At 64.5% G+C, this 19,238-nt stretch carries 20 protein-coding genes; 11 read left to right on the forward strand and 9 right to left on the reverse strand.

The features are described 5' to 3' along the window. Positions 1–360 precede the first annotated feature (360 nt). Positions 361–1,560: a tyrosine--tRNA ligase gene (tyrS, locus tag AC25MA_RS07565; RefSeq protein ID WP_028688997.1), complete on the reverse strand. Its 1,200-nt coding sequence runs from the start codon at positions 1,558–1,560 to the stop codon at positions 361–363. Positions 1,561–1,773: 213 nt separating this feature from the next. Between tyrS and AC25MA_RS07570 the strand changes: the two genes are divergently transcribed. Beyond that, positions 1,774–3,183, forward strand: coding sequence for a peptidoglycan DD-metalloendopeptidase family protein (locus tag AC25MA_RS07570; protein ID WP_028688998.1), 1,410 nt, complete (start codon positions 1,774–1,776; stop codon positions 3,181–3,183). A 1-nt stretch (position 3,184) separates the two neighbouring features. Then, entirely contained in the window at positions 3,185–4,276 is a 1,092-nt protein-coding gene (locus AC25MA_RS07575) for an anhydro-N-acetylmuramic acid kinase (protein WP_028688999.1), read from the forward strand. Positions 4,277–4,336: 60 nt separating this feature from the next. Here AC25MA_RS07575 and erpA read toward each other — a convergent pair whose 3' ends face one another. Beyond that, the gene (gene erpA, locus AC25MA_RS07580; protein WP_028689000.1) at positions 4,337–4,687 is read right to left on the reverse strand and encodes an iron-sulfur cluster insertion protein ErpA; all 351 of its coding nucleotides are present in this window, start codon (positions 4,685–4,687) and stop codon (positions 4,337–4,339) included. Between the two features lie 145 nt (positions 4,688–4,832). Then, positions 4,833–5,867 (reverse strand): N-acetyl-gamma-glutamyl-phosphate reductase, encoded by a 1,035-nt coding sequence (argC, locus tag AC25MA_RS07585; protein WP_028689001.1) that lies wholly within the window; start codon positions 5,865–5,867, stop codon positions 4,833–4,835. Positions 5,868–6,007: 140 nt separating this feature from the next. Here argC and hemJ point away from each other — a divergent pair, with 140 nt between their 5' ends. The 7 genes from hemJ to AC25MA_RS07620 all read left to right on the forward strand — a co-directional run bounded on the left by hemJ (position 6,008) and on the right by AC25MA_RS07620 (position 10,847). Beyond that, positions 6,008–6,433 carry a protoporphyrinogen oxidase HemJ gene (hemJ, locus tag AC25MA_RS07590; protein WP_028689002.1) on the forward strand — a complete coding sequence of 142 codons (426 nt, stop codon included), beginning with the start codon at positions 6,008–6,010 and terminating at the stop codon, positions 6,431–6,433. A gap of 30 nt (positions 6,434–6,463) precedes the next feature. After that, complete coding sequence (locus AC25MA_RS07595; RefSeq protein WP_028689003.1) at positions 6,464–7,420, forward strand: NAD(P)H-dependent flavin oxidoreductase; 957 nt, start codon at positions 6,464–6,466, stop codon at positions 7,418–7,420. 51 nt (positions 7,421–7,471) lie between these two features. Continuing rightward, on the forward strand, positions 7,472–8,254 hold the full coding sequence (locus tag AC25MA_RS07600; protein ID WP_028689004.1) for an SDR family NAD(P)-dependent oxidoreductase: 783 nt from the start codon (positions 7,472–7,474) through the stop codon (positions 8,252–8,254). A gap of 64 nt (positions 8,255–8,318) precedes the next feature. Then, positions 8,319–8,657 carry a histidine triad nucleotide-binding protein gene (locus AC25MA_RS07605; RefSeq protein ID WP_028689005.1) on the forward strand — a complete coding sequence of 113 codons (339 nt, stop codon included), beginning with the start codon at positions 8,319–8,321 and terminating at the stop codon, positions 8,655–8,657. Positions 8,658–8,723: 66 nt separating this feature from the next. Further along, positions 8,724–9,371, forward strand: a complete 648-nt coding sequence (gene coq7 / locus AC25MA_RS07610; RefSeq protein ID WP_062363008.1) for a 2-polyprenyl-3-methyl-6-methoxy-1,4-benzoquinone monooxygenase — start codon at positions 8,724–8,726, stop codon at positions 9,369–9,371. 10 nt (positions 9,372–9,381) lie between these two features. Beyond that, positions 9,382–10,419 (forward strand): DUF2157 domain-containing protein, encoded by a 1,038-nt coding sequence (locus AC25MA_RS07615; protein ID WP_486971917.1) that lies wholly within the window; start codon positions 9,382–9,384, stop codon positions 10,417–10,419. A 2-nt stretch (positions 10,420–10,421) separates the two neighbouring features. Beyond that, positions 10,422–10,847: a hypothetical protein gene (locus AC25MA_RS07620; protein ID WP_486971918.1), complete on the forward strand. Its 426-nt coding sequence runs from the start codon at positions 10,422–10,424 to the stop codon at positions 10,845–10,847. Between the two features lie 20 nt (positions 10,848–10,867). Here the strand turns inward: AC25MA_RS07620 and AC25MA_RS07625 are convergent, their stop codons facing one another. Next, positions 10,868–11,290, reverse strand: a complete 423-nt coding sequence (locus AC25MA_RS07625) for an OsmC family protein (protein ID WP_486971919.1) — start codon at positions 11,288–11,290, stop codon at positions 10,868–10,870. A 189-nt stretch (positions 11,291–11,479) separates the two neighbouring features. Here AC25MA_RS07625 and crp point away from each other — a divergent pair, with 189 nt between their 5' ends. After that, positions 11,480–12,124 (forward strand): cAMP-activated global transcriptional regulator CRP, encoded by a 645-nt coding sequence (crp, locus tag AC25MA_RS07630; protein ID WP_028689010.1) that lies wholly within the window; start codon positions 11,480–11,482, stop codon positions 12,122–12,124. On the opposite strand, the gene AC25MA_RS07635 is transcribed toward crp, so the two are convergent. From AC25MA_RS07635 to AC25MA_RS07650, 4 genes are all read right to left on the reverse strand, one after another. Then, positions 12,121–12,825, reverse strand: coding sequence for a lipoate--protein ligase family protein (locus AC25MA_RS07635; protein WP_069016574.1), 705 nt, complete (start codon positions 12,823–12,825; stop codon positions 12,121–12,123). The two genes, crp and AC25MA_RS07635, sit on opposite strands and share 4 nt — an antisense overlap. 127 nt (positions 12,826–12,952) lie before the next feature. Then, on the reverse strand, positions 12,953–13,786 hold the full coding sequence (gene trpC / locus AC25MA_RS07640; protein ID WP_050703531.1) for an indole-3-glycerol phosphate synthase TrpC: 834 nt from the start codon (positions 13,784–13,786) through the stop codon (positions 12,953–12,955). Then, positions 13,783–14,832: an anthranilate phosphoribosyltransferase gene (gene trpD, locus AC25MA_RS07645; protein WP_028689013.1), complete on the reverse strand. Its 1,050-nt coding sequence runs from the start codon at positions 14,830–14,832 to the stop codon at positions 13,783–13,785. Before trpD ends, trpC begins: the two co-directional genes overlap by 4 nt. Before the next feature lie 9 nt (positions 14,833–14,841). Next, positions 14,842–15,435: an aminodeoxychorismate/anthranilate synthase component II gene (locus AC25MA_RS07650; RefSeq protein ID WP_186712698.1), complete on the reverse strand. Its 594-nt coding sequence runs from the start codon at positions 15,433–15,435 to the stop codon at positions 14,842–14,844. A gap of 377 nt (positions 15,436–15,812) precedes the next feature. Here AC25MA_RS07650 and estP point away from each other — a divergent pair, with 377 nt between their 5' ends. Beyond that, complete coding sequence (gene estP, locus AC25MA_RS07655) at positions 15,813–17,717, forward strand: esterase EstP (RefSeq protein WP_486971920.1); 1,905 nt, start codon at positions 15,813–15,815, stop codon at positions 17,715–17,717. A gap of 32 nt (positions 17,718–17,749) precedes the next feature. Here estP and trpE read toward each other — a convergent pair whose 3' ends face one another. After that, positions 17,750–19,228 (reverse strand): anthranilate synthase component I, encoded by a 1,479-nt coding sequence (gene trpE / locus AC25MA_RS07660; protein ID WP_486971921.1) that lies wholly within the window; start codon positions 19,226–19,228, stop codon positions 17,750–17,752. Positions 19,229–19,238 lie beyond the last annotated feature (10 nt).

Consider the following 19,238-nt stretch of genomic DNA (forward strand, 5'->3'; position numbering starts at 1 on the left):
TAACGAAGAACTCGTTTCACTTCAAACACTTGACTCGCTGCGATCTCTCGTAGCGGGAGGCGAATCATACAGCGTTGCAACCTGCTGTCAACTGCCTTTTCCACCGCTGCCGATCGTTAGACCGAAGCACCTCCGCCACCCTCTTCAACAATCAACTCATTGATATTCAAGGAGTTTTTCGTTCCGATGTCGCTGGAAGTGGGGCGCATTATAAGGGGATCTGAAAGCCCGTCAACCGTTAATTTCATAAAAATCAAAAAGATCGCCTCAGAAGCCCTGGTACCTATATAAGCAGCCCCAAAACAAAAGCGGGGAGGCCTACCGGCCTCCCCGCTTCTATATAGCTACACCACCGCGCCATCACTCAGCCTTGAGGCTGACCCGGGCAAACGCCTTTTTGCCCGCCTGGCACACATGGGTCGCACCAATCACGAACATGAAATCACGATCGACCACCGCGCCATCTACCTTGACCGCACCAGCGCCGAGCAAATCCCGCGCCTGCGCCGAGTTCTTCACCAGGCCAGCCCGGTTCAGCACGGCGGCGATCGGCAGATCTTCAGCGGCGACCACTTCGATCTCCGGCAGGTCCTCCGGCAACTCGCCTTCCTTCATGCGATTGCCCGCGGCACGGTGCGCATTGGCCGCAGCCTCTTCACCATGAAAGCGGGCAACGATCTCCTCGGCCAGCTTGATCTTGATGTCGCGCGGGTTGGCGCCATTTTCTACATCCGCTCTGAACTGATCGATCTCTTCCATCGAACGGAAGCTCAACAGCTCGAAGTAACGCCACATCAAGGTATCAGGAATCGACACAAGCTTGCTGTACATCACCCCGGGTGCTTCCTGGATACCGACATAATTGCCCAGCGACTTGGACATCTTCTTAACGCCATCCAGCCCTTCGAGCAGCGGCATGGTGACGATGTTCTGCGCCTCCTGACCGTAGGCGCGTTGCAGCTCGCGCCCCATCAGCAGGTTGAACTTCTGGTCGGTGCCACCTAGCTCGACATCGGCCTGCAAGGCGACGGAGTCGTAACCCTGCACCAGCGGATAGAGGAACTCATGGATCGCGATCGGCTGGTTGGTGGTGTAGCGCTTGTCGAAGTCGTCGCGCTCGAGCATGCGCGCCACGGTGTACTGCGAGGCCAGGCGAATGAAGTCGGCAGGCGTGAGCTTGTCCATCCAGGTGGAGTTGAACGCCACCTCGGTCTTGGCCGGATCGAGGATCTTGAACACCTGCTGCTTGTAGGTCTCGGCGTTGTCCAGCACCTGCTCGCGGGTCAGCGGCGGACGGGTGGCACTCTTGCCGCTCGGATCACCGATCATGCCGGTGAAGTCGCCGATCAGGAAGATGACCTGATGCCCCAGCTCCTGGAACTGGCGCAGCTTGTTGATCAGCACCGTGTGCCCCAGGTGCAGGTCGGGCGCGGTTGGATCGAAGCCCGCCTTGATGCGCAGCGGCTGGCCGCGCTTGAGCTTCTCCACCAGTTCCGATTCGACCAGTACCTCTTCCGCACCGCGCTTGATAAGCGCCAGCTGCTCTTCAACCGACTTCATAGACAGACCCGCAACGCTAGGATTCAAGGGGAGCCAACCATACAAGATCGGCCATCAAATACAAGTTTCGCAAAGGATTGTGACCCGAACGGCGCACCGCAACGTCTACGCGCCCTTGCGTGAGAATGGATTTGGTTATATTTTATACAGTTATTTCATCTTCATCATGTCATTCATCTTTTCCATTTCACCTTTTTCAAAGTCACCTTATCTATGACCAACGAAACGCCTAAAGCGCCCCCGCTTTATCCGAAAAGCCATCTGTTGGCCGCCAGCGGCATTGCCGCCCTCCTCAGCCTGGCCTTGCTGGTCTTCCCTTCCAGCGAAGTGGAAGCCAAGAAAACCACCCTCAGCCTGGAGCTCGAGAGCCCGGCAGAACAGCTCAAGGACGAATCCCGCAGCACCCCCCTCGTAGAGGCCGGGCAGAGCAGCGACTCGCCATTCGCCCAGATCGACGGCGCCGAGCCCGAGACCGCCAAGGCGGAACCGGCCCCTGCCTCCAAACCAGAAGAGAAGACGCCAGGCCACCGTGAAGTGGTGGTCAGCCGCGGCGATACGCTTTCGACCCTGTTCAACAAGGTCGGCCTGCCGGCCAACGTCGTGCACGACGTGCTGGCGAGCAGCAAGCAGGCCAAGCAGTTCAGCCAGCTCAAGCACGGCCAGGTGCTGCAGTTCGAACTGGACAAGGATGGACAGCTGACCAGCCTGCACAGCAAGGTCAGCAATCTCGAGACCATCCGCCTGAACAAGACCGACAAGGGCTTCGCCTTCGAGCGCGAGATCAGCAAGCCGGTGGTCCGCACCGCCTACGCCCATGGCGTGATCAAGAGCTCGTTGTCCGCCTCCGCCCAGCGCGCTGGCCTGTCCCACAGCATGACCATGGACATGGCGCGCATCCTCGGCTACGACATCGACTTCGCCCAGGACATCCGTCCTGGCGACGAATTCGACGTGGTCTACGAGCAGAAGATGATGGACGGCAAGGTGGTCGGTACCGGCAATATCCTCTCCGCCCGCTTCACCAACCGCGGCAAGACCTACACCGCCGTGCGCTACACCAACAAGCAAGGCAACACCAACTACTACACCGCCGACGGCAACAGCCTGCGCAAGGCGTTCATCCGCACCCCGGTGGACTTTGCTCGCATCAGCTCGCGCTTCTCGGCAGGGCGCAAGCACCCGATTCTCAACAAGATCCGTGCGCACAAGGGCGTCGACTACGCCGCACCGCGCGGCACGCCGATCAAGGCCGCCGGCGACGGTCGCATCGAGCTGGCCGGCCGCCGCGGCGGCTACGGCAACACCGTGATCATCGCCCACGGCAATTCCTACAAGACGCTCTACGGCCACATGCAGGGTTTCGCCAAGGGCATCAAGACCGGCTCCAGCGTCAAGCAGGGACAGATCATCGGCTACATCGGCACCACCGGCCTGTCGACCGGCCCACACCTGCACTACGAGTTCCAGGTCAACGGTGTCCACGTCGACCCGCTGAGCCAGAAGGTGCCGATGGCCGACCCGATCGCCAAGGCCGAGCGCCAACGCTTCAACCAGCAGAGCCAGCCCCTGATCGCCCGCATGGATCAGGAAAAGGCCACCCTGCTCGCCGCCAACAAGCGCTGACATGGCGCTCTACCTGGGGGTGATGTCCGGCACCAGCCTTGATGGCCTGGACATCGCCCTGATCGAACAAGACGAGCAGCTGCGGCTGCTCGCCACCCATTACATCCCCATGCCCGTCGACCTGCGCCAGGACCTGCTCGGCCTCTGCGCCAGCGGCCCCGACGAGATCGCCCGCGCGGCCCTGGCGGAAAACCGCTGGGCCACCCTGGCGGCCCAAGGCATCAATCACCTGCTGGCCGCCGAGGGCCTGGCCCCCGACGCCATTCGCGCCATCGGCAGCCACGGCCAGACGGTTCGCCATGAGCCGGCCCGTGGTTTTACCGTGCAGATCGGCAACCCGGCCCTGCTGGCCGAGCTCACTGGCATCTGCGTGGTGGGTGACTTCCGGCGCCGCGACGTGGCGGCGGGTGGCCAGGGCGCACCGTTGGTGCCAGCGTTTCACGAAGCCCTGTTCAGCCATCTCGGCCAGCGCCTGGCGATCCTCAACGTGGGGGGCTTCAGCAACCTGAGCCTGATCGAGCACGACCAGCCGGTACATGGCTTCGACTGCGGCCCGGGCAATGTGCTGCTGGATGCCTGGATCGAACGCAAGCAGGGTCAAGCGTTCGATGCCGACGGTGCCTGGGCGGCCAGCGGTAGCGTCCGCCAGGACCTGCTGAGCGCCCTGCTGAGCGACCCGTTCTTCGCCGGCAGCGGCCCGAAGAGCACCGGGCGCGAGGTATTCAACCTGCCCTGGCTGGACGCCCATTTGGCGCGCCTGCCGGCGTACCGTGACGAAGATGTCCAGGCCACCCTGCTGGAGCTGACGGCGCGCAGCATCATCGACTCGCTGCGCCAGGCCCAGGACGACACCGAGGCCCTGCTGGTCTGCGGCGGGGGCGCGCGCAACGGTGCCTTGATGGCGCGCCTGGCAACCCTGCTGCCGGCTGCCGAGGTCGCCAGCACCGCCGCACATGGTGTGGACCCCGACTGGGTCGAGGCCATGGCCTTCGCCTGGCTGGCCCATTGCTGCCTGGAGAATATCCCGGCCAATCGTCCCAGCGTGACCGCCGCCCGCGGCCTGCGCATCCTCGGCGCGATCTACCCCGCCTGAACAACCGGCAGAATGCAAAACGCCGCGCAATTGCGCGGCGTTTTCACAGCAGGGTCCAGATCAGATCGAGAACGACGAACCGCAACCGCAGGTGGTGGTGGCGTTCGGGTTCTTGATCACGAAGCGCGAACCTTCCAGGCCTTCCTGGTAGTCGACTTCGGCACCGGCCAGGTACTGGAAGCTCATCGGATCGACGACCAGGGCGACACCTTCACGCTCGACGATGGTGTCGTCATCGGCCACCTCCTCATCGAAGGTGAAGCCGTACTGGAAGCCCGAGCAGCCGCCGCCCGTCACGAACACACGCAGCTTCAGCCGGTCGTTGCCCTCTTCGCTGACCAAGGTCTTGACCTTGTGCGCAGCCCCGGGGGTGAATTCCAAAGCCGTGGGGGTGAAGGTTTCGACACTCATGTTGATTCTCCCGGCGCAGTGCCGCCATAAAACTCGATGGCACGTATTATCCGCTTGTCCGAGAAAATCGGTCAAGAATTGTGCGGCTTTAGTCGCCCCCATGAAAAAGGCCCGCGCGAGGCGGGCCCATGCAACGACTGGCCGCTTACGGCAGCAGGCCGGCGTGGGACAGGCCCATGCGCTCGTCGAGCCCGAACAGGATGTTGAGGTTCTGCACTGCCTGGCCCGACGCGCCCTTGACCAGATTGTCGATTACCGACAGCACCACCACCAGGTCACCGCCCTGAGGCCGGTGCACGGCGATGCGGCAGACGTTGGCACCGCGCACGCTGCGGGTTTCCGGATGGCTGCCGGCCGGCATCACGTCGACGAACGGTTCATTGGCGTAGCGTTTCTCGAACAGTGCCTGCAGGTCGACCGAGGTATCGGCGACCGTCGCGTACAGGGTGGCATGGATGCCGCGGATCATCGGGGTCAGGTGCGGCACGAAGGTCAGGCCAATGTCCTTGCCTGCCGCCTGGCGCAGGCCCTGGCTGATCTCCGGAAGGTGACGGTGGCCCTTGACCGCGTAGGCCTTCATGCTCTCCCCGGCCTCGCAGAACAGCGAACCTACAGCGGCGCCACGACCGGCTCCACTGACGCCCGACTTGCAGTCGGCGATCAGCCGCGACGGGTCGGCCAGACCGGCTTCCAGCAGCGGCAGCAAGCCCAGCTGGGTGGCGGTCGGGTAGCAACCCGGCACGGCGATCAGGCGCGCCTGGCGGATCTTCTCGCGGTTCACCTCGGGCAGGCCGTAGACGGCGTCCTTGAGAAGCTCAGGGGCGCCATGGGGCTGGCCGTACCACTTGCCCCATTCGGCGGCGTCCTGCAGGCGGAAGTCGGCGGAAAGGTCGATGACCTTGGTGCCGGCCGCCAGCAGCTCGCCGGCCAGGGCGTGGGCAACGCCGTGGGGCGTGGCGAAGAACACCACGTCGCAGGCCGCCAGGGCCTTGCTGTCCGGCACGCTGAACGCCAGGCCGTCGTAGTGGCCGCGCAGGTTCGGGTACATGTCGGCAACCGCCACGCCCGCCTCGGATCGCGAAGTGATGACCGCCACTTCGGCCTGTGGGTGCTGCGCTAGCAGACGCAGCAGTTCGACACCGGTGTAACCCGTGCCGCCGACGATACCGACCTTGATCATGACGCTTGCCCCTTATCAACGAGACCACTGGAAAGCGCACGATAATAGGGGCCAAGGGCGCCTGTAACAACTCTTGGGATGACCCTTCGGGCCCTTGGCCTCTACTATCTGACGACCGTGAAAACCTGAAGGAACTCCCCATGCTCTATCTATGGATCAAGGCGCTGCATATCGTCAGTGTGGTCTGCTGGTTCGCCGGCCTGTTCTACCTGCCACGCCTGTTCGTCTATCACGCCCAGAGTCAGGACAGCATCAGCCTCGAGCGCTTCATCACCATGGAGCGCAAGCTGTACCGGGGCATCATGAACCCGGCGATGATCGCCACCTACGTGTTCGGCGGCTGGATGCTGTACTTGAATCCCGGCTGGCTGAGCCAGGGCTGGCTGCATGCCAAGCTCACCCTGGTGGCCCTGCTCACTGTCTACCATCACATGTGCGGCGCCCAGCGCAAACGCTTCGCCGCCGGCACCAACACCCGCAGCCATGTGTACTACCGCTGGTTCAACGAAGCACCGGTGCTGATGTTGCTGGGCGTCGTAATTCTCGTGGTGGTCAAGCCGTTCTGACGATATCAACCCGCCTACAGGAGTTTCGCCATGTCCCTGCCCGCCTCGCTCGAACACTGTTTGCGCTTGCCCCTGGTGGCGGCGCCTATGTTCCTGATCTCCAATCCCCGGCTGGTGCTCGCCTGCTGCGCCAATGGCGTGGTGGGCAGCTTCCCGGCCCTGAACCAGCGTGACAGCGCAGGGTTCAAGGCCTGGCTGGATGAGATCGAGGCCGGGCTGGCCAAGCTGCAGGCGCCCGCACCCTACGCGGTCAATTTGATCGTGCACCCGACCAATCCGCGCCTGCAGGCCGATCTGGCCCTGTGCGTGGAACATCGGGTGCCCATCGTCATCACCAGCCTCGGCGCGGTGAAGGAGGTGGTCGATGCAGTGCACAGCTATGGTGGCCTGGTGTTCCATGACGTGACCACCCGTCGTCACGCCGAGAAGGCCGCCGAGGCCGGTGTCGACGGGCTGATCGCCGTGGCGGCGGGTGCCGGCGGCCATGCAGGGACCTGGAGTCCGTTCGCCCTGGTCGCGGAGATCCGCCAGTTCTTCGACAAGACCCTGCTGCTGGCCGGCTGCCTGAACCATGGCCATGAACTGCTGGCCGCGCAATTGCTAGGGGCCGACCTCGGCTACATGGGCACCCGCTTCATCGCCACCCACGAGAGCCAGGCCCAGGACGCCTACAAGCAGATGATCCTGGGCGCCGGGGCCGCCGATATCGTGCATACCCCGGCGGTGTCCGGCATCCCCGCCAGCTTCCTGCGCCAGAGCCTGGAGCAGGCCGGCTACGACCTGGCGGCGCTGAAGAGCGGCCATGACGCCGGCAAGCTCAAGCCCCTGGATGACGAGGCCAAGGCCTGGAAGACAGTCTGGTCGGCCGGCCAGGGTGTCGGCGAGATCCACGACCTGCCCAGCGTCGGCGAGCTGATCGGACGCCTGCAGGACGAATACCGGGCCGCCCTGGCGCGCAGCCAGCAGCTGCGCAGCAACGCCTTGTAGCAAATTGGCCAGGCTGTACACTAGGCGCCCCTTACACCCCAGGAGCCTTGCATGACCCGTTACGCCATGATCACCGGAGCTTCCAGCGGCCTGGGCCTGGCCCTGGCGGAAGCCCTGGCACGGCGCGGGCGCAACCTGATCCTGGTGGCGCGCCAGCGCGAGACGCTGGAGCCGGTGGCCATCGAGCTCACCCAACGCTTTGGCGTGGAAGTGCTGTTCCGTGCCTGCGATCTCAGCCAGCCTCTGCGCCTGTCGGGCTTCGTCCTCGAGCTGGAGGAAGGCGAGCGGCGCATCGACCTGCTGGTGAATTGTGCGGGGCAGCGAACCTACGGGCCGTTCCTGGCCCATGAATGGGCCGATGAGCAGGACCTGTTGGAGGTCAATATCCTCGCCCTGAGCCGCCTGTGCCACGCCATCGGCAACCTGATGGCGATCCAGGGCGGCGGGCAGATCCTCAACGTCGCGGGGCTGGCCGGAGTCGCACCGGGCCCGTGGATGGCCGCCTACGCGGCGAGCAAGGCCTATGTGCTGAGTTTTTCCGAGGCCCTGCGCGAGGAACTGGGGCGCACCGGGATCAAGGTCTCGGTGCTGTGCCCGGGGCCGGTGCGCTCGGCCAGGCGCCGCATCCCACGGCTCGACGGCAACAGCCGCTGCCTGAGCCCCGAGGAGATCGCCCTGGACACCGTCCGCGCCCTGGACCGCAACCGCGCGCTGATCCTGCCCGGCCGGCGCAACCGCTGGCTGGCCTTCGTCCCGCGCCTGCTGCCGCGCTGGCTGACGCGCAAGCTGGCTGGGCTGATCCATCGCCGCTATTGCCCGATCGGCATGGAATAGCCACTGGGCGAGCGGTGCGGGGCTCAGTACACTCATCCCGGACACTCACCATGGAGCAAGTGCTGTGGAGACTATCTTCACCAAGATCATCAACCGGGAGATTCCGGCAAAGATCATCTACGAGGACGACCAGGTTCTGGCCTTCCACGATATCGCCCCCCAAGCGCCAGTGCATTTTCTGGTCATTCCGAAAAAGCCCATCCGTACGCTCAACGACCTGACCGAAGAAGATAAGGGCCTGGCCGGCCACATCCTGTTCACCGCCCAGCGCCTGGCCCGGGAACTCGGCTGCGAAGAGGGCTTCCGCGTGGTGATGAACTGCAACGAGCAGGGCGGCCAGACCGTCTACCACATCCACATGCACGTGCTTGGCCAGCGCCAGATGCACTGGCCGCCGGGCTGATCCAAGGCAAGCCTGCCCAGGGGTATTGAGGTAGACTGTCGGGCATCACTTCAGCGGAGGTGCCCGATGGCTACCGAACGTCACTACTCGCCGCTCGACCGCTTGTTGCTGCAGGCCGATACCGCCATGCGCACCTTGCTGCCCTTCAGCGGCCAACCCGCCCGCCCTTCCCCGGCGATCGTCCAGCCGGACGCCGAACTCGATGAACAACAGACCCGCCATATCGCCGGCCTGATGCGCATCAACCACACCGGCGAAGTCTGCGCCCAGGCGCTGTACCAGGGCCAGGCCCTGACCGCCAAGCTGCCCCAGGTTCGCAAGGCCATGGAGCATGCGGCGGAAGAAGAAATCGACCACCTGGCCTGGTGCGAGCAGCGCATTCGCCAGCTCAACAGCCACCCCAGCGTGCTCAACCCGGTGTTCTACGGCCTGTCGTTCGGCATCGGCGCCCTCGCCGGGCTGGTCAGCGACAAGGTCAGCCTGGGCTTCGTCGCCGCCACCGAGCATCAGGTCTGCAAGCACCTGGACGAACACCTGGAGCAGATCCCCGAGCACGACGGCAAGTCCCGCGCCATCCTCGAACAGATGCGCGTCGACGAGGAGCACCACGCCGAGTCCGCGCTGGAAGCCGGCGGCTACCGTTTCCCGGCCCCCGTGCGCTTCGGCATGAGCCTGCTGGCCAAGGTCATGACCAAGAGCACCTACCGAGTCTGAGACGCGCACCATGGAACGTTACGACGCCAGGGACCTGGCACGCGCCGTGAACGCCGGCGTGCTGCAGCCGGGGCAGGACCAGGCCTTGCTGGCCTTCCTGCGCCAGCAGCCGGAAAGCCGTGCCAGCTTTCAGCTGGCCCACGTTGCCTTTTACCTCGGCGCCCTGCTGATCATGGGCGCCATGGGCTGGCTGCTCACCGAAGCCTGGATGCGTATCGGCGACGGTGCACTGCTGGCCATCGCCCTGCTCTACATCGGCGGGATCACCCTGTTCGCCCTGTCGCTGCAGCGACGCAACCAGCCTGTCGCGGCCGGCGTGCTGGCCGCCGTGGCGGTCAGCATCGTGCCGCTGGCGGTGTTCGCCATCGAGCGCCTGGCAGGCTGGTGGCCGCTGGACGACGCCCAGGGCGACTACCACCAGTACTACACCTACGTGCAGGGTGGCTGGTTGGCAATGGAGGCGGCGACGGTACTGGCCGGGCTGCTGATGCTTCGCCTGATTCCCTTCCCTTTCATCGTCATGCCAATCGCGGTGGCCCTGTGGTTCATGTCCATGGACCTGAGCGAGTGGTTCCATGGCGACCTGTTCAGCTGGGAGCAACGGCGCACGGTCTCGCTGTGGTTCGGCCTGGGCCTGCTGCTGGTATTCCTGATGATCGACGGACGCACCCGCCGGGACTACGCCTTCTGGGGCTATCTCGCCGGCCTGGCGGCATTCTGGGGCGGGCTGACACTGATGGACAGCGGCAGCGAGTGGGGCAAGGCGCTGTACTGCCTGATCAACCTGGGGCTGATGGGCCTGGCCGTCCTGCTGCGTCGTCCCGTGTTCATGGTGTTCGGGGCGATGGGGGTGGCGGCCTACCTGGGGTATCTGTCCTACGAAGTGTTCGCCGATTCCCTGTTGTTCCCGGTCATACTGACCTTGATCGGCCTCGGCGTGATTGGTCTCGGCGTGCTTTACCAGAAGCGACGTGAGGCATTGAGCGAGCAGCTTCGGGCACAGCTACCCGAATGCCTGGTGCAACTGCTGCCGGCCTTGCGTCGCTGAGCATGGGACGATCGCTCGCCCGGCTGCTGCAGGGCCTTGGCCTGATCCCGGTCGCCTATCTGTTCGTTTGCCTGATGGTCGCCAGTATCGGGCAAAGCACGTTCAGCCTTGAACTGCCGACACTCACCGACCCTGACAGCAATAGCACCGGCGAGCTGATGCTCGGCACACTGCCCGCGCAGCTGCTGTTCCTGCTGCTCAGCGTGTTCTTGGCCAGCCGCCAACTGCTGGTCGGCACGTTCATGCTCGCTGGCACTTTGGCTGCGTGGCTGCAGTGCCAGGTGTTCGCCGAACACTTCGGCACCACCTGGAGCAGCAACGAGATCCTCATCCTGCTCGGGGTGAATACGCCCTGGCTGGTGCTGGCGCTGATCCCAGGGCTCGCGTTGTTGCTAGGTATCGAACGCCTGCACAAGCATAGCGCCTGACTGGCAGGCGCTGCTTTCGATCAACCGAGTTCGACGATCTCGTAACCGTGCGTGATCTCGACGCCCGCGCGATCCAGCATGATCGAGGCCGAGCAGTACTTCTCCGCCGACAACTCGACCGCACGCTTGACCTGCGCCTCCTTCAACCCGCGGCCCTTGACCACGAAGTTGAGGTGGATCTTGGTGAATACCTTCGGGTCTTCACTGGCGCGTTCCGCCTCCAGGAAGGTCTCGCAGCTTTCCACGGCCTGGCGCGATTTCTTGAGGATGCTGACCACGTCGAAACTGCTGCAGCCACCCAGGCCGAGCAGGAGCATCTCCATCGGGCGCACGCCCAGGTTGCGGCCTCCGGCTTCAGGTGGGCCATCCATGACCACGACATGGCCGCTCCCCGACTCGCCGAGGAACATCGCTTCACCGGCCCACTGGATGCGTGCCTTCATCTATCCGGACTCCCGATTTCGTAAAAGGGTGTCAGCTTAGACCTTGCGAGGCTGTCGGAAAAGCTCAAGCCGCGTCGCTTTTGTGCCGATTCAAGTTGAAGTGTCTGATAAGCTGGCGCCAAATGACTGGCGCGTGCTGCCAGGCACCTCTATAAAAAGCCAATGCGTCGCATCGAACAGGATTTCGTGATGGTCTCCTCAGCCCTGCCACCCAAGATCAAGAACATCGACAAGCTGCTGGCCCACTGCCAACGCCGTCGCTACGCCGCCAAGAGCAATATCATCTGTGCCGGCGACCGGGCCGATACCTTGTCGTTCATCATCAAGGGCTCGGTGACCATCCTGATCGAGGACGACGACGGTCACGAGATGATCATCGCCTACCTCAACAGCGGTGATTTCTTCGGCGAGCTGGGGCTGTTCGAGCCCGCCGGCCAGGAACATCAGCGCAGCGCCTGGGTGCGCGCCAAGACCGAGTGCGAAGTGGCCGAGATCGGCTACGACAAATTCCGTGAACTGGTACGCCTGGAGCCGGAAATACTCTATGCCCTGGGCAGCCAGATGGCCCAGCGCCTGCGCAACACCACCCGCAAGGTTGGCGACCTGGCGTTCTTCGATGTCACCGGCCGGGTCGCCCGCTGCCTGCTCGACCTGTGCAAGCAGCCCGACGCCATGACCCACCCCGACGGCATGCAGATCAAGATCACCCGTCAGGAGATCGGTCGTATCGTCGGTTGTTCACGGGAGATGGTCGGCCGCGTCCTAAAGGACCTCGAGGAGCGCAGCCTGGTGCAGGTCAAGGGCAAGACCATGGTGGTCTACGGCACCCGTTAGTCCTGTGGCAGTTCCGCCAGTACTTGCTCATAGGCCCGGCTCAGACGCTCGAACCAAGGAGCCGCAGGCGCCACCTCGTGCAAGGCGATATGGCTGTCGGCGCGGCAACGCTGATCCAGATCGCAGCACTCATTAAAGCGGTTGACCGCCGCGACCATCGATTCGCGTTCGTTGTCCAGCAACAGCGCGCCATGCACCAACACCACCGGGCGCTTGCCCCCCAGCCCCTGGCGCCAGCGCTGGGCGGTGCCGACCAGCTTGCGACCATTGAGGTTGACGTTGTAGCGGCCATCGCAGAAGGCGCCGTCAATCTCCCCCACCGAGGCGACACCGCCCCATTCGCGAAGGACATCGCACAGCGGCAGGCACAGACGCTCGTAGGCATTCTCGATGCGGCCCTGGTCGCCCTCGCTGCGCGGGGCCACGTAGACCAGCGCCACGTTGACGGTCGCATGGGATTGCGGCACCGGTTCGCCACCGGTTTCGCGCAGCAGCACCGGCCAGCCAGCGATGGCCAGCTCGGCGCAGGCGGCCTCGAAGTTGTCCAGGCGGCTCATGCGCCGGGGCATGACCAGGGCATGGTCGGTCGGACGCCAGAACAGCACGCCACATTCGCGCTCGCCGCGGCAGACGGCGGCCAGCAGGTCCTGTTCGGCATGCAGGCCTTGTTCGACGGTGAGGGCCAGGGGTTGATCGGTCATTGATCTACCTTTGATGTGATGTTCACCGGCCTCATCGCGGGGCAAGCCCGCTCCCACGTTGGGACTGTCTCGCGATGAAACCCTCGAATACAAAAAAGCCGGCAAACGATGCCGGCTCTCTGTTCGATCAGTCCAGTTGCTGAACGGTCTTCTTCACCTGTTCGGGGAAGAACAGCCGCTGCAGCTCCAACCCTGGCTGCTCGGCGCGCATGAACGCCTCGCCGACCAGGAACGAATACACCTCGTTGATTTCCATCAGCTCGACATCGGCACGGTTGAGGATGCCGCTCTCGGTGATGGCCAGGCGATCGCGGGGGATGCGCGGCAGCAAGTCGAGGGTAGTCTCCAGGCTGACTTCGAAGGTATGCAGGTTGCGATTGTTGACCCCGACCAACGGTGTATCGAGGGTCTTCAACGCACGCTCCAGCTCATCGCCGTCATGCACTTCGACCAGCACGTCGAGACCGACGTCCTTGGCGGTGGCGGCCAGTTCGGCCATCTTCACGTCGTCCAGCGCCGAGACGATCAGCAGCACGCAGTCGGCGCCCAGCGCACGGGCTTCGACGATCTGGTACGGATCGACCATGAAGTCCTTGCGGATCACCGGCAGCGAAACGGCGGCACGCGCCTGCTGCAGGTAGACGTCGGCACCCTGGAAGTAGTCCACGTCGGTCAGCACCGACAGACAGGTCGCCCCACCCTTCTCATAGCTGACGGCAATCTCCGCCGGCACGAAGTTTTCGCGAATCACGCCCTTGCTTGGCGAGGCCTTCTTGATTTCGGCGATTACCGCCGGCTGCTTGCGCGCAGCCTGCTCGATCAGTGCCCTGGCAAAGCCGCGGGGCGCATCGGCCGCCTTGGCCAGGCGTTCGAGCTCACCCAGGCTGACCCGCGCGCTGCGCTCGGCCACTTCCTGGAATTTGCGGGCGATGATCCTTTCCAGCACGGTTGGTACGCTCATGCTTCGTTCTCCACCTTGAATACCGCGGTAAAGGCGCCCAGCTCCTGCAGTTTTTCCCAGGCCAACCCGGTGTGCAGCACATCGTGGGCCAGTTCGACACCCTGGGCCAGGGTCATCGCGTGGTCGGCGGCATACAGCGCCGCGCCGGCGTTGAGCACGATCATCTCGGCGGCCTTCTGGCCGTTCTCGGTCTTGCGTCGGCCCAGGGCGTCACGGATCAGTTCCAGCGAAGCCTGCGGCCCCTCGACTGCCAGGCCATGCAAGCTCTGGCTCTTCATGCCGAGGTCTTCGGGCTCGACCCAGTATTCGGTGATCTGGTCATTCTTCAGTTCGGCGACGAAGGTCGGCGCGGCCAGGCTGAACTCGTCCAGGCCGTCCTTCGAATGCACCACCAGCACATGCTTGCTGCCCAGGCGCTGCAGCACCTCGGCCAACGGGCGGCACAGGGCCTGGGTGAAGACCCCGACCACCTGGTGTTTCACGCCGGCCGGATTCGTAAGCGGGCCGAGCATGTTGAACAGGGTACGCAGCCCCAGGTCGCGACGAGGGCCGGCGGCGTGCTTCATTGCACTGTGATGGGTCTGGGCGAACATGAAGCCGATGCCGAGGCTGTCGATGCAGCGGGCGACCTGCACCGGGGTCAGGTTCAGGTAGATACCGGCGGCTTCCAGCAGGTCGGCGCTGCCGCTCTTGCCGGAGACGGCACGGTTGCCATGCTTGGCCACGGTGCAGCCGGCCGCGGCCAGGACAAAGGCCGAAGCAGTCGACACGTTGAAGATGTTGGCGCCATCGCCACCGGTGCCGACGATGTCGACCACGCCGTCGAGGGTCTTCAGCTCGACCTTGTCGGCCAGCTCACGCATCACCGACACCGCACCGACGATTTCGTCGATGCTCTCGCTCTTCATGCGCATGCCCATGAGGAAAGCGCCGATCTGCGCCTCAGTGCACTGGCCAGTCATGATCTGGCGCATGACGTCGCGCATTTCCTCGGTGGACAAATCCAGGTGGCCGACGATACGGCTCAAAGCGGTCTTGATATCCATGATCGGTCCTTAACGGCGTCCGCCGGTCTGCTTGAGGAAATTGGCGAACAGCTCGTGGCCCTGCTCGGTGAGGATAGATTCGGGGTGGAACTGTACCCCTTCGACGTTCAGGGTTTTATGACGCAGGCCCATGATTTCGTCGACAGCGCCATCTTCGTGGGCGGTCCAGGCGGTCACTTCCAGGCAGTCGGGCAGGGTTTCACGCTTGACCACCAGCGAGTGGTAGCGGGTCACGGTGAGCGGGTTGTTCAGGCCGGCGAACACGCCCAGGTCGCGGTGCAGCACCGGGCTGGTCTTGCCATGCATCACCTGGCGGGCGCGCACCACGTCACCGCCGAAGGCCTGGCCGATGGACTGGTGGCCCAGGCAGACGCCCAGGATCGGCAGCTTGCCGGCGAAGTGCAGGATGGCCTCGATGGAGACCCCGGCTTCGCTCGGCGTGCACGGCCCCGGGGAGACGACGATGCGCTCGGGGTTAAGGGCTTCGATCTGGGCGATGGTCATTTCGTCATTGCGAATGACCTTGACCTCCGCACCCAGCTCGCCAAGGTACTGCACGACGTTGTAGGTGAAGGAGTCGTAGTTGTCGATCATCAGTAACATCTGCAACGAACCTCTTGAATACTGACTTTTGATTCGAGCCTTCCGCTGCCGCTTATGAATGCGGCCGAGCCCGCACGGGGCGGTTGACGGAACAAGTGGGGAAGGCAAACGGGGACGGGCCGGGCGAACCGGCAGGAGAAAAAGTCAGGCGCGCCAACGCCAACGGGCGACGGCCTTGATAACGCGCATCAAGAGTTTGCTGACGATCAACACAGGGTAGGTCTCGTTCATACGTTCCGGGACAGTAACCTACCGGGGCGGCGGGTGCAATATGCCCCCTAAACACCGGGAAACCATTGCCCTGCTGGGCAAAGACCGGCGATTTGCTATGGTCATGCGGCTTGCCTTCATAAAAACAACGAAAAGGATATTCATGCATGCGCAAGACCCCCTTCCTGCACGCCACCCTCGGCATGCTCGCCCTCGCCTGCAGCCAGGCCACCTTGGCCGCGCCCTCCCCCTACGCGTCGCTCATCGTCTTCGGTGACAGCCTCAGCGACGCCGGGCAGTTCCCCGACCTGACCGGCGGCACGCCAGGCATGCGTTTCACCAACCGCGATGCCAATGGCAACTACGCGCCGGTATCGCCAATGATCCTGGGTGGCAAGCTGGGCTTCTCCGGTACCAGCCTGGGCCCTTCGACGTCGCTGACCAACCAGCTCCAAGGCACGCCGGATGGCAACAACTGGGCCGTGGGCGGCTACACCACGCAGCAGATCCTCGACTCGATCACCGACACCTCGCAAGCCGTCATCCCACCCGGTCGTCTCGGCGCGGGCACGGTGCTGCGCGAGCGTGACGGCTACCTGGCCAACGGCCTGCGGGCCGATCCCAATGCCCTGTACTACCTGACCGGTGGCGGCAACGACTTCCTCCAGGGCCTGGTCAACAGCCCCGCCGACGCGGCCGCTGCCGGTGCCCGTCTGGCGGCCAGCGCGCAGGCGCTGCAACAGGGCGGCGCGCGCTACATCATGGTCTGGCTGCTGCCGGACCTGGGGCAAACGCCGAACTTCAGCGGCACGCCCCAGCAAGGGCCGCTGTCGCAACTGTCCGGCGTGTTCAACCAGTCGCTGGTCAACCGGCTCGGACAGATCGACGCCGAGATCATCCCGCTGAATGTCCCGGCACTGCTGCGGGAGGCCCTGACCAGTCCCGCCCAGTTCGGCCTGGCCGCCGACCAGAACCTGGTCGGCACCTGCTACAGCGGCGACGGCTGCGTGGGCAACCCGGTCTACGGGGCGAACGGCACGACGCCGGACCCGACCCGACTGCTGTTCAACGATTCGGTGCACCCGACCATCGCCGGCCAGCAACTGATTGCCGACTATGCCTATTCGATCGTCGCCGCGCCCTGGGAGCTGACACTGCTGCCGGAAATCGCCCACGCCAGCGTACGCGCCCACCAGGATGAGCTGCGCAAACAGTGGCAGACGCCCTGGCAGGCGGTCGGTCAATGGCAGGCGTTCGTCGCCACCGGTGGCCAGGACCTGGACTTCGGCAGCCAGCGCAGCGCCGCCAGTGGCGACGGACGCGGCTACAACCTGACCCTCGGCGGCAGCTATCGGCTGGATGACGCCTGGCGCGTGGGGCTGGCGGCGGGCGTGTACCGGCAAAAGCTCGAGGCCGGCCAGGAAGATTCCGACTACAAGCTCGACAGCTACCTGGCCAGCGCCTTCGCCCAGTTCCGTCAGGATCGCTGGTGGGCCGACACGGCACTGACCGCCGGGCACCTGGACTATCGCGACCTCAAGCGCACCTTCGCCCTGGGCGTTGGTGAGCGCAGCGAGAAAGGCGACAGCGATGGCGAGGCCTGGGCCGTCACCGGCCGGGTGGGCTACAACCTGGCGGCCGAGAGCAGCCGCTGGCAACTGGCGCCGTTCATCAGCGCCGACTATGCGCGGGTCAAGGTCGATGGGTATGACGAGAAGAGCGGCCGCTCCACGGCGCTCGGTTTCGACGATCAGGAGCGCACGTCACGCCGGCTGGGGGCCGGCCTGCTGGGGAGCGTGCAGCTCCTGCCGACGACCAGGCTGTTTGCCGAGGTGGCCCGCGAGCACGAGTTCGAAGACGACCAGCAGGACTTGCGCATGCACCTGACCAGCCTGCCGGCGAACGACTTCACCTTGACCGGCTATACGCCGCACAGCAACCTGACCCGCGCCAGCCTGGGGCTGACCCATGAGCTGGTGCCGGGGGTGAACCTGAGGGGGAACTACAACTGGCGCAAGAGTGATGAGTTGCGCCAGCAGGGCGTGAGCGTGGCGTTGAGCCTGGACTTCTGAGTTGTCGGGGCCGCGTTGCGGCCCCGATCCATTTACTTGGAGGTCTGCTCGGCCAGCGCCACTGCGCGGAACATTGCCCGGCGCTTGTTGATGGTTTCTTCCCACTCCAGCGCCGGCACCGAGTCGGCGACGATGCCACCACCGGCCTGCACATGCAGTTCGCCGTCCTTGATCACCGCGGTACGGATGGCGATGGCGGTGTCCATGTTGCCGTTCCAGGCAAAGTAGCCCACCGCGCCACCGTAGACGCCGCGCTTGACCGGCTCCAGCTCGTCGATGATCTCCATGGCACGGATCTTCGGCGCGCCGGAAAGGGTACCGGCCGGCAGGATCGCCCGCAGCGCGTCCATGGCCGTCAGCCCCTCATCCAGCTGGCCGGTGACGTTGGACACGATATGCATGACGTTCGAGTAACGCTCGATTACCATTTTCTCGGTCAGGCGCACGCTGCCGGTGGCCGACACACGGCCCACGTCGTTGCGGCCCAAGTCGATGAGCATCAGGTGCTCGGCGATTTCCTTGTCGTCCGACAGCAGGTCGTCTTCCAGCGCCCTGTCGGCTTCTTCGGTGGCCCCGCGCGGGCGGGTGCCGGCGATCGGCCGCACGGTGACCAGGTTGTCCTCGACCCGCACCAGCACTTCTGGCGAGCTGCCGACCACGTGGAAGTCGCCGAAGTTGAAGAAGTACATGTACGGCGTCGGGTTGAAGCAGCGCAGCGCCCGGTACAAGTCGATGGGCGCGGCCTTGAAGTCGATGGACATGCGCTGGGACGGCACCACCTGCATGCAGTCGCCGGCCAGGATGTACTCCTTGATGCGTCCCACGGCATTTTCGTAGTCGGTTTGTGTGTAGCTGGAGCGGAATGCCGGCTCGGCGGCCATCGGCCCGCTCAGGTCCAGGCCGCGGCGCGGGGTGATCGGTTGGCGCAGGGTGTCCATAAGCCCCTGCAGGCGGGCCTGCCCTTGCTCGAAGGCCTGCGCCTCGGCCGGGTCGACCAGCACGATGGCGTGCATCTTGCCCGCCAGGTTGTCGAAGACCACCACGGCATCGGAGACCATCAACAGGATATCCGGCACCCCCAGCGGATCCGGATTGGGGCTGGCGCCCAGGCGTTTTTCCACATAACGCACGCAGTCGTAGCCGAAATAGCCCACCAGGCCGCCGTTGAAACGTGGCAATCCAGGAATGTCGGCGACCCTGTAGCGATCCTTGAACGCCTCGACGAAGGCCAGCGGATCCTCGACGTCATGGCTTTCCACCTCGACGCCATCCTGCAGGATGCTGACGTGGTAACCGTGCACGCGCAGCACGGTGCGCGACGGCAGGCCGATCATCGAATAGCGGCCCCACTTCTCACCGCCCTGCACGGACTCGAGCAGGTAGGAGTTGGGTTGGTCGGCCAGCTTCAGGTAGATCGACAGCGGGGTGTCGAAGTCGGCCAGGGTTTCGCAGGCCAGGGGAATGCGGTTGTAGCCGGCAGCGGCCAGGCGCAGGAATTCTTCGCGGGTCATGTGTAGCCTC

Source organism: Pseudomonas sp. P65(2024) (assembly GCF_057480955.1).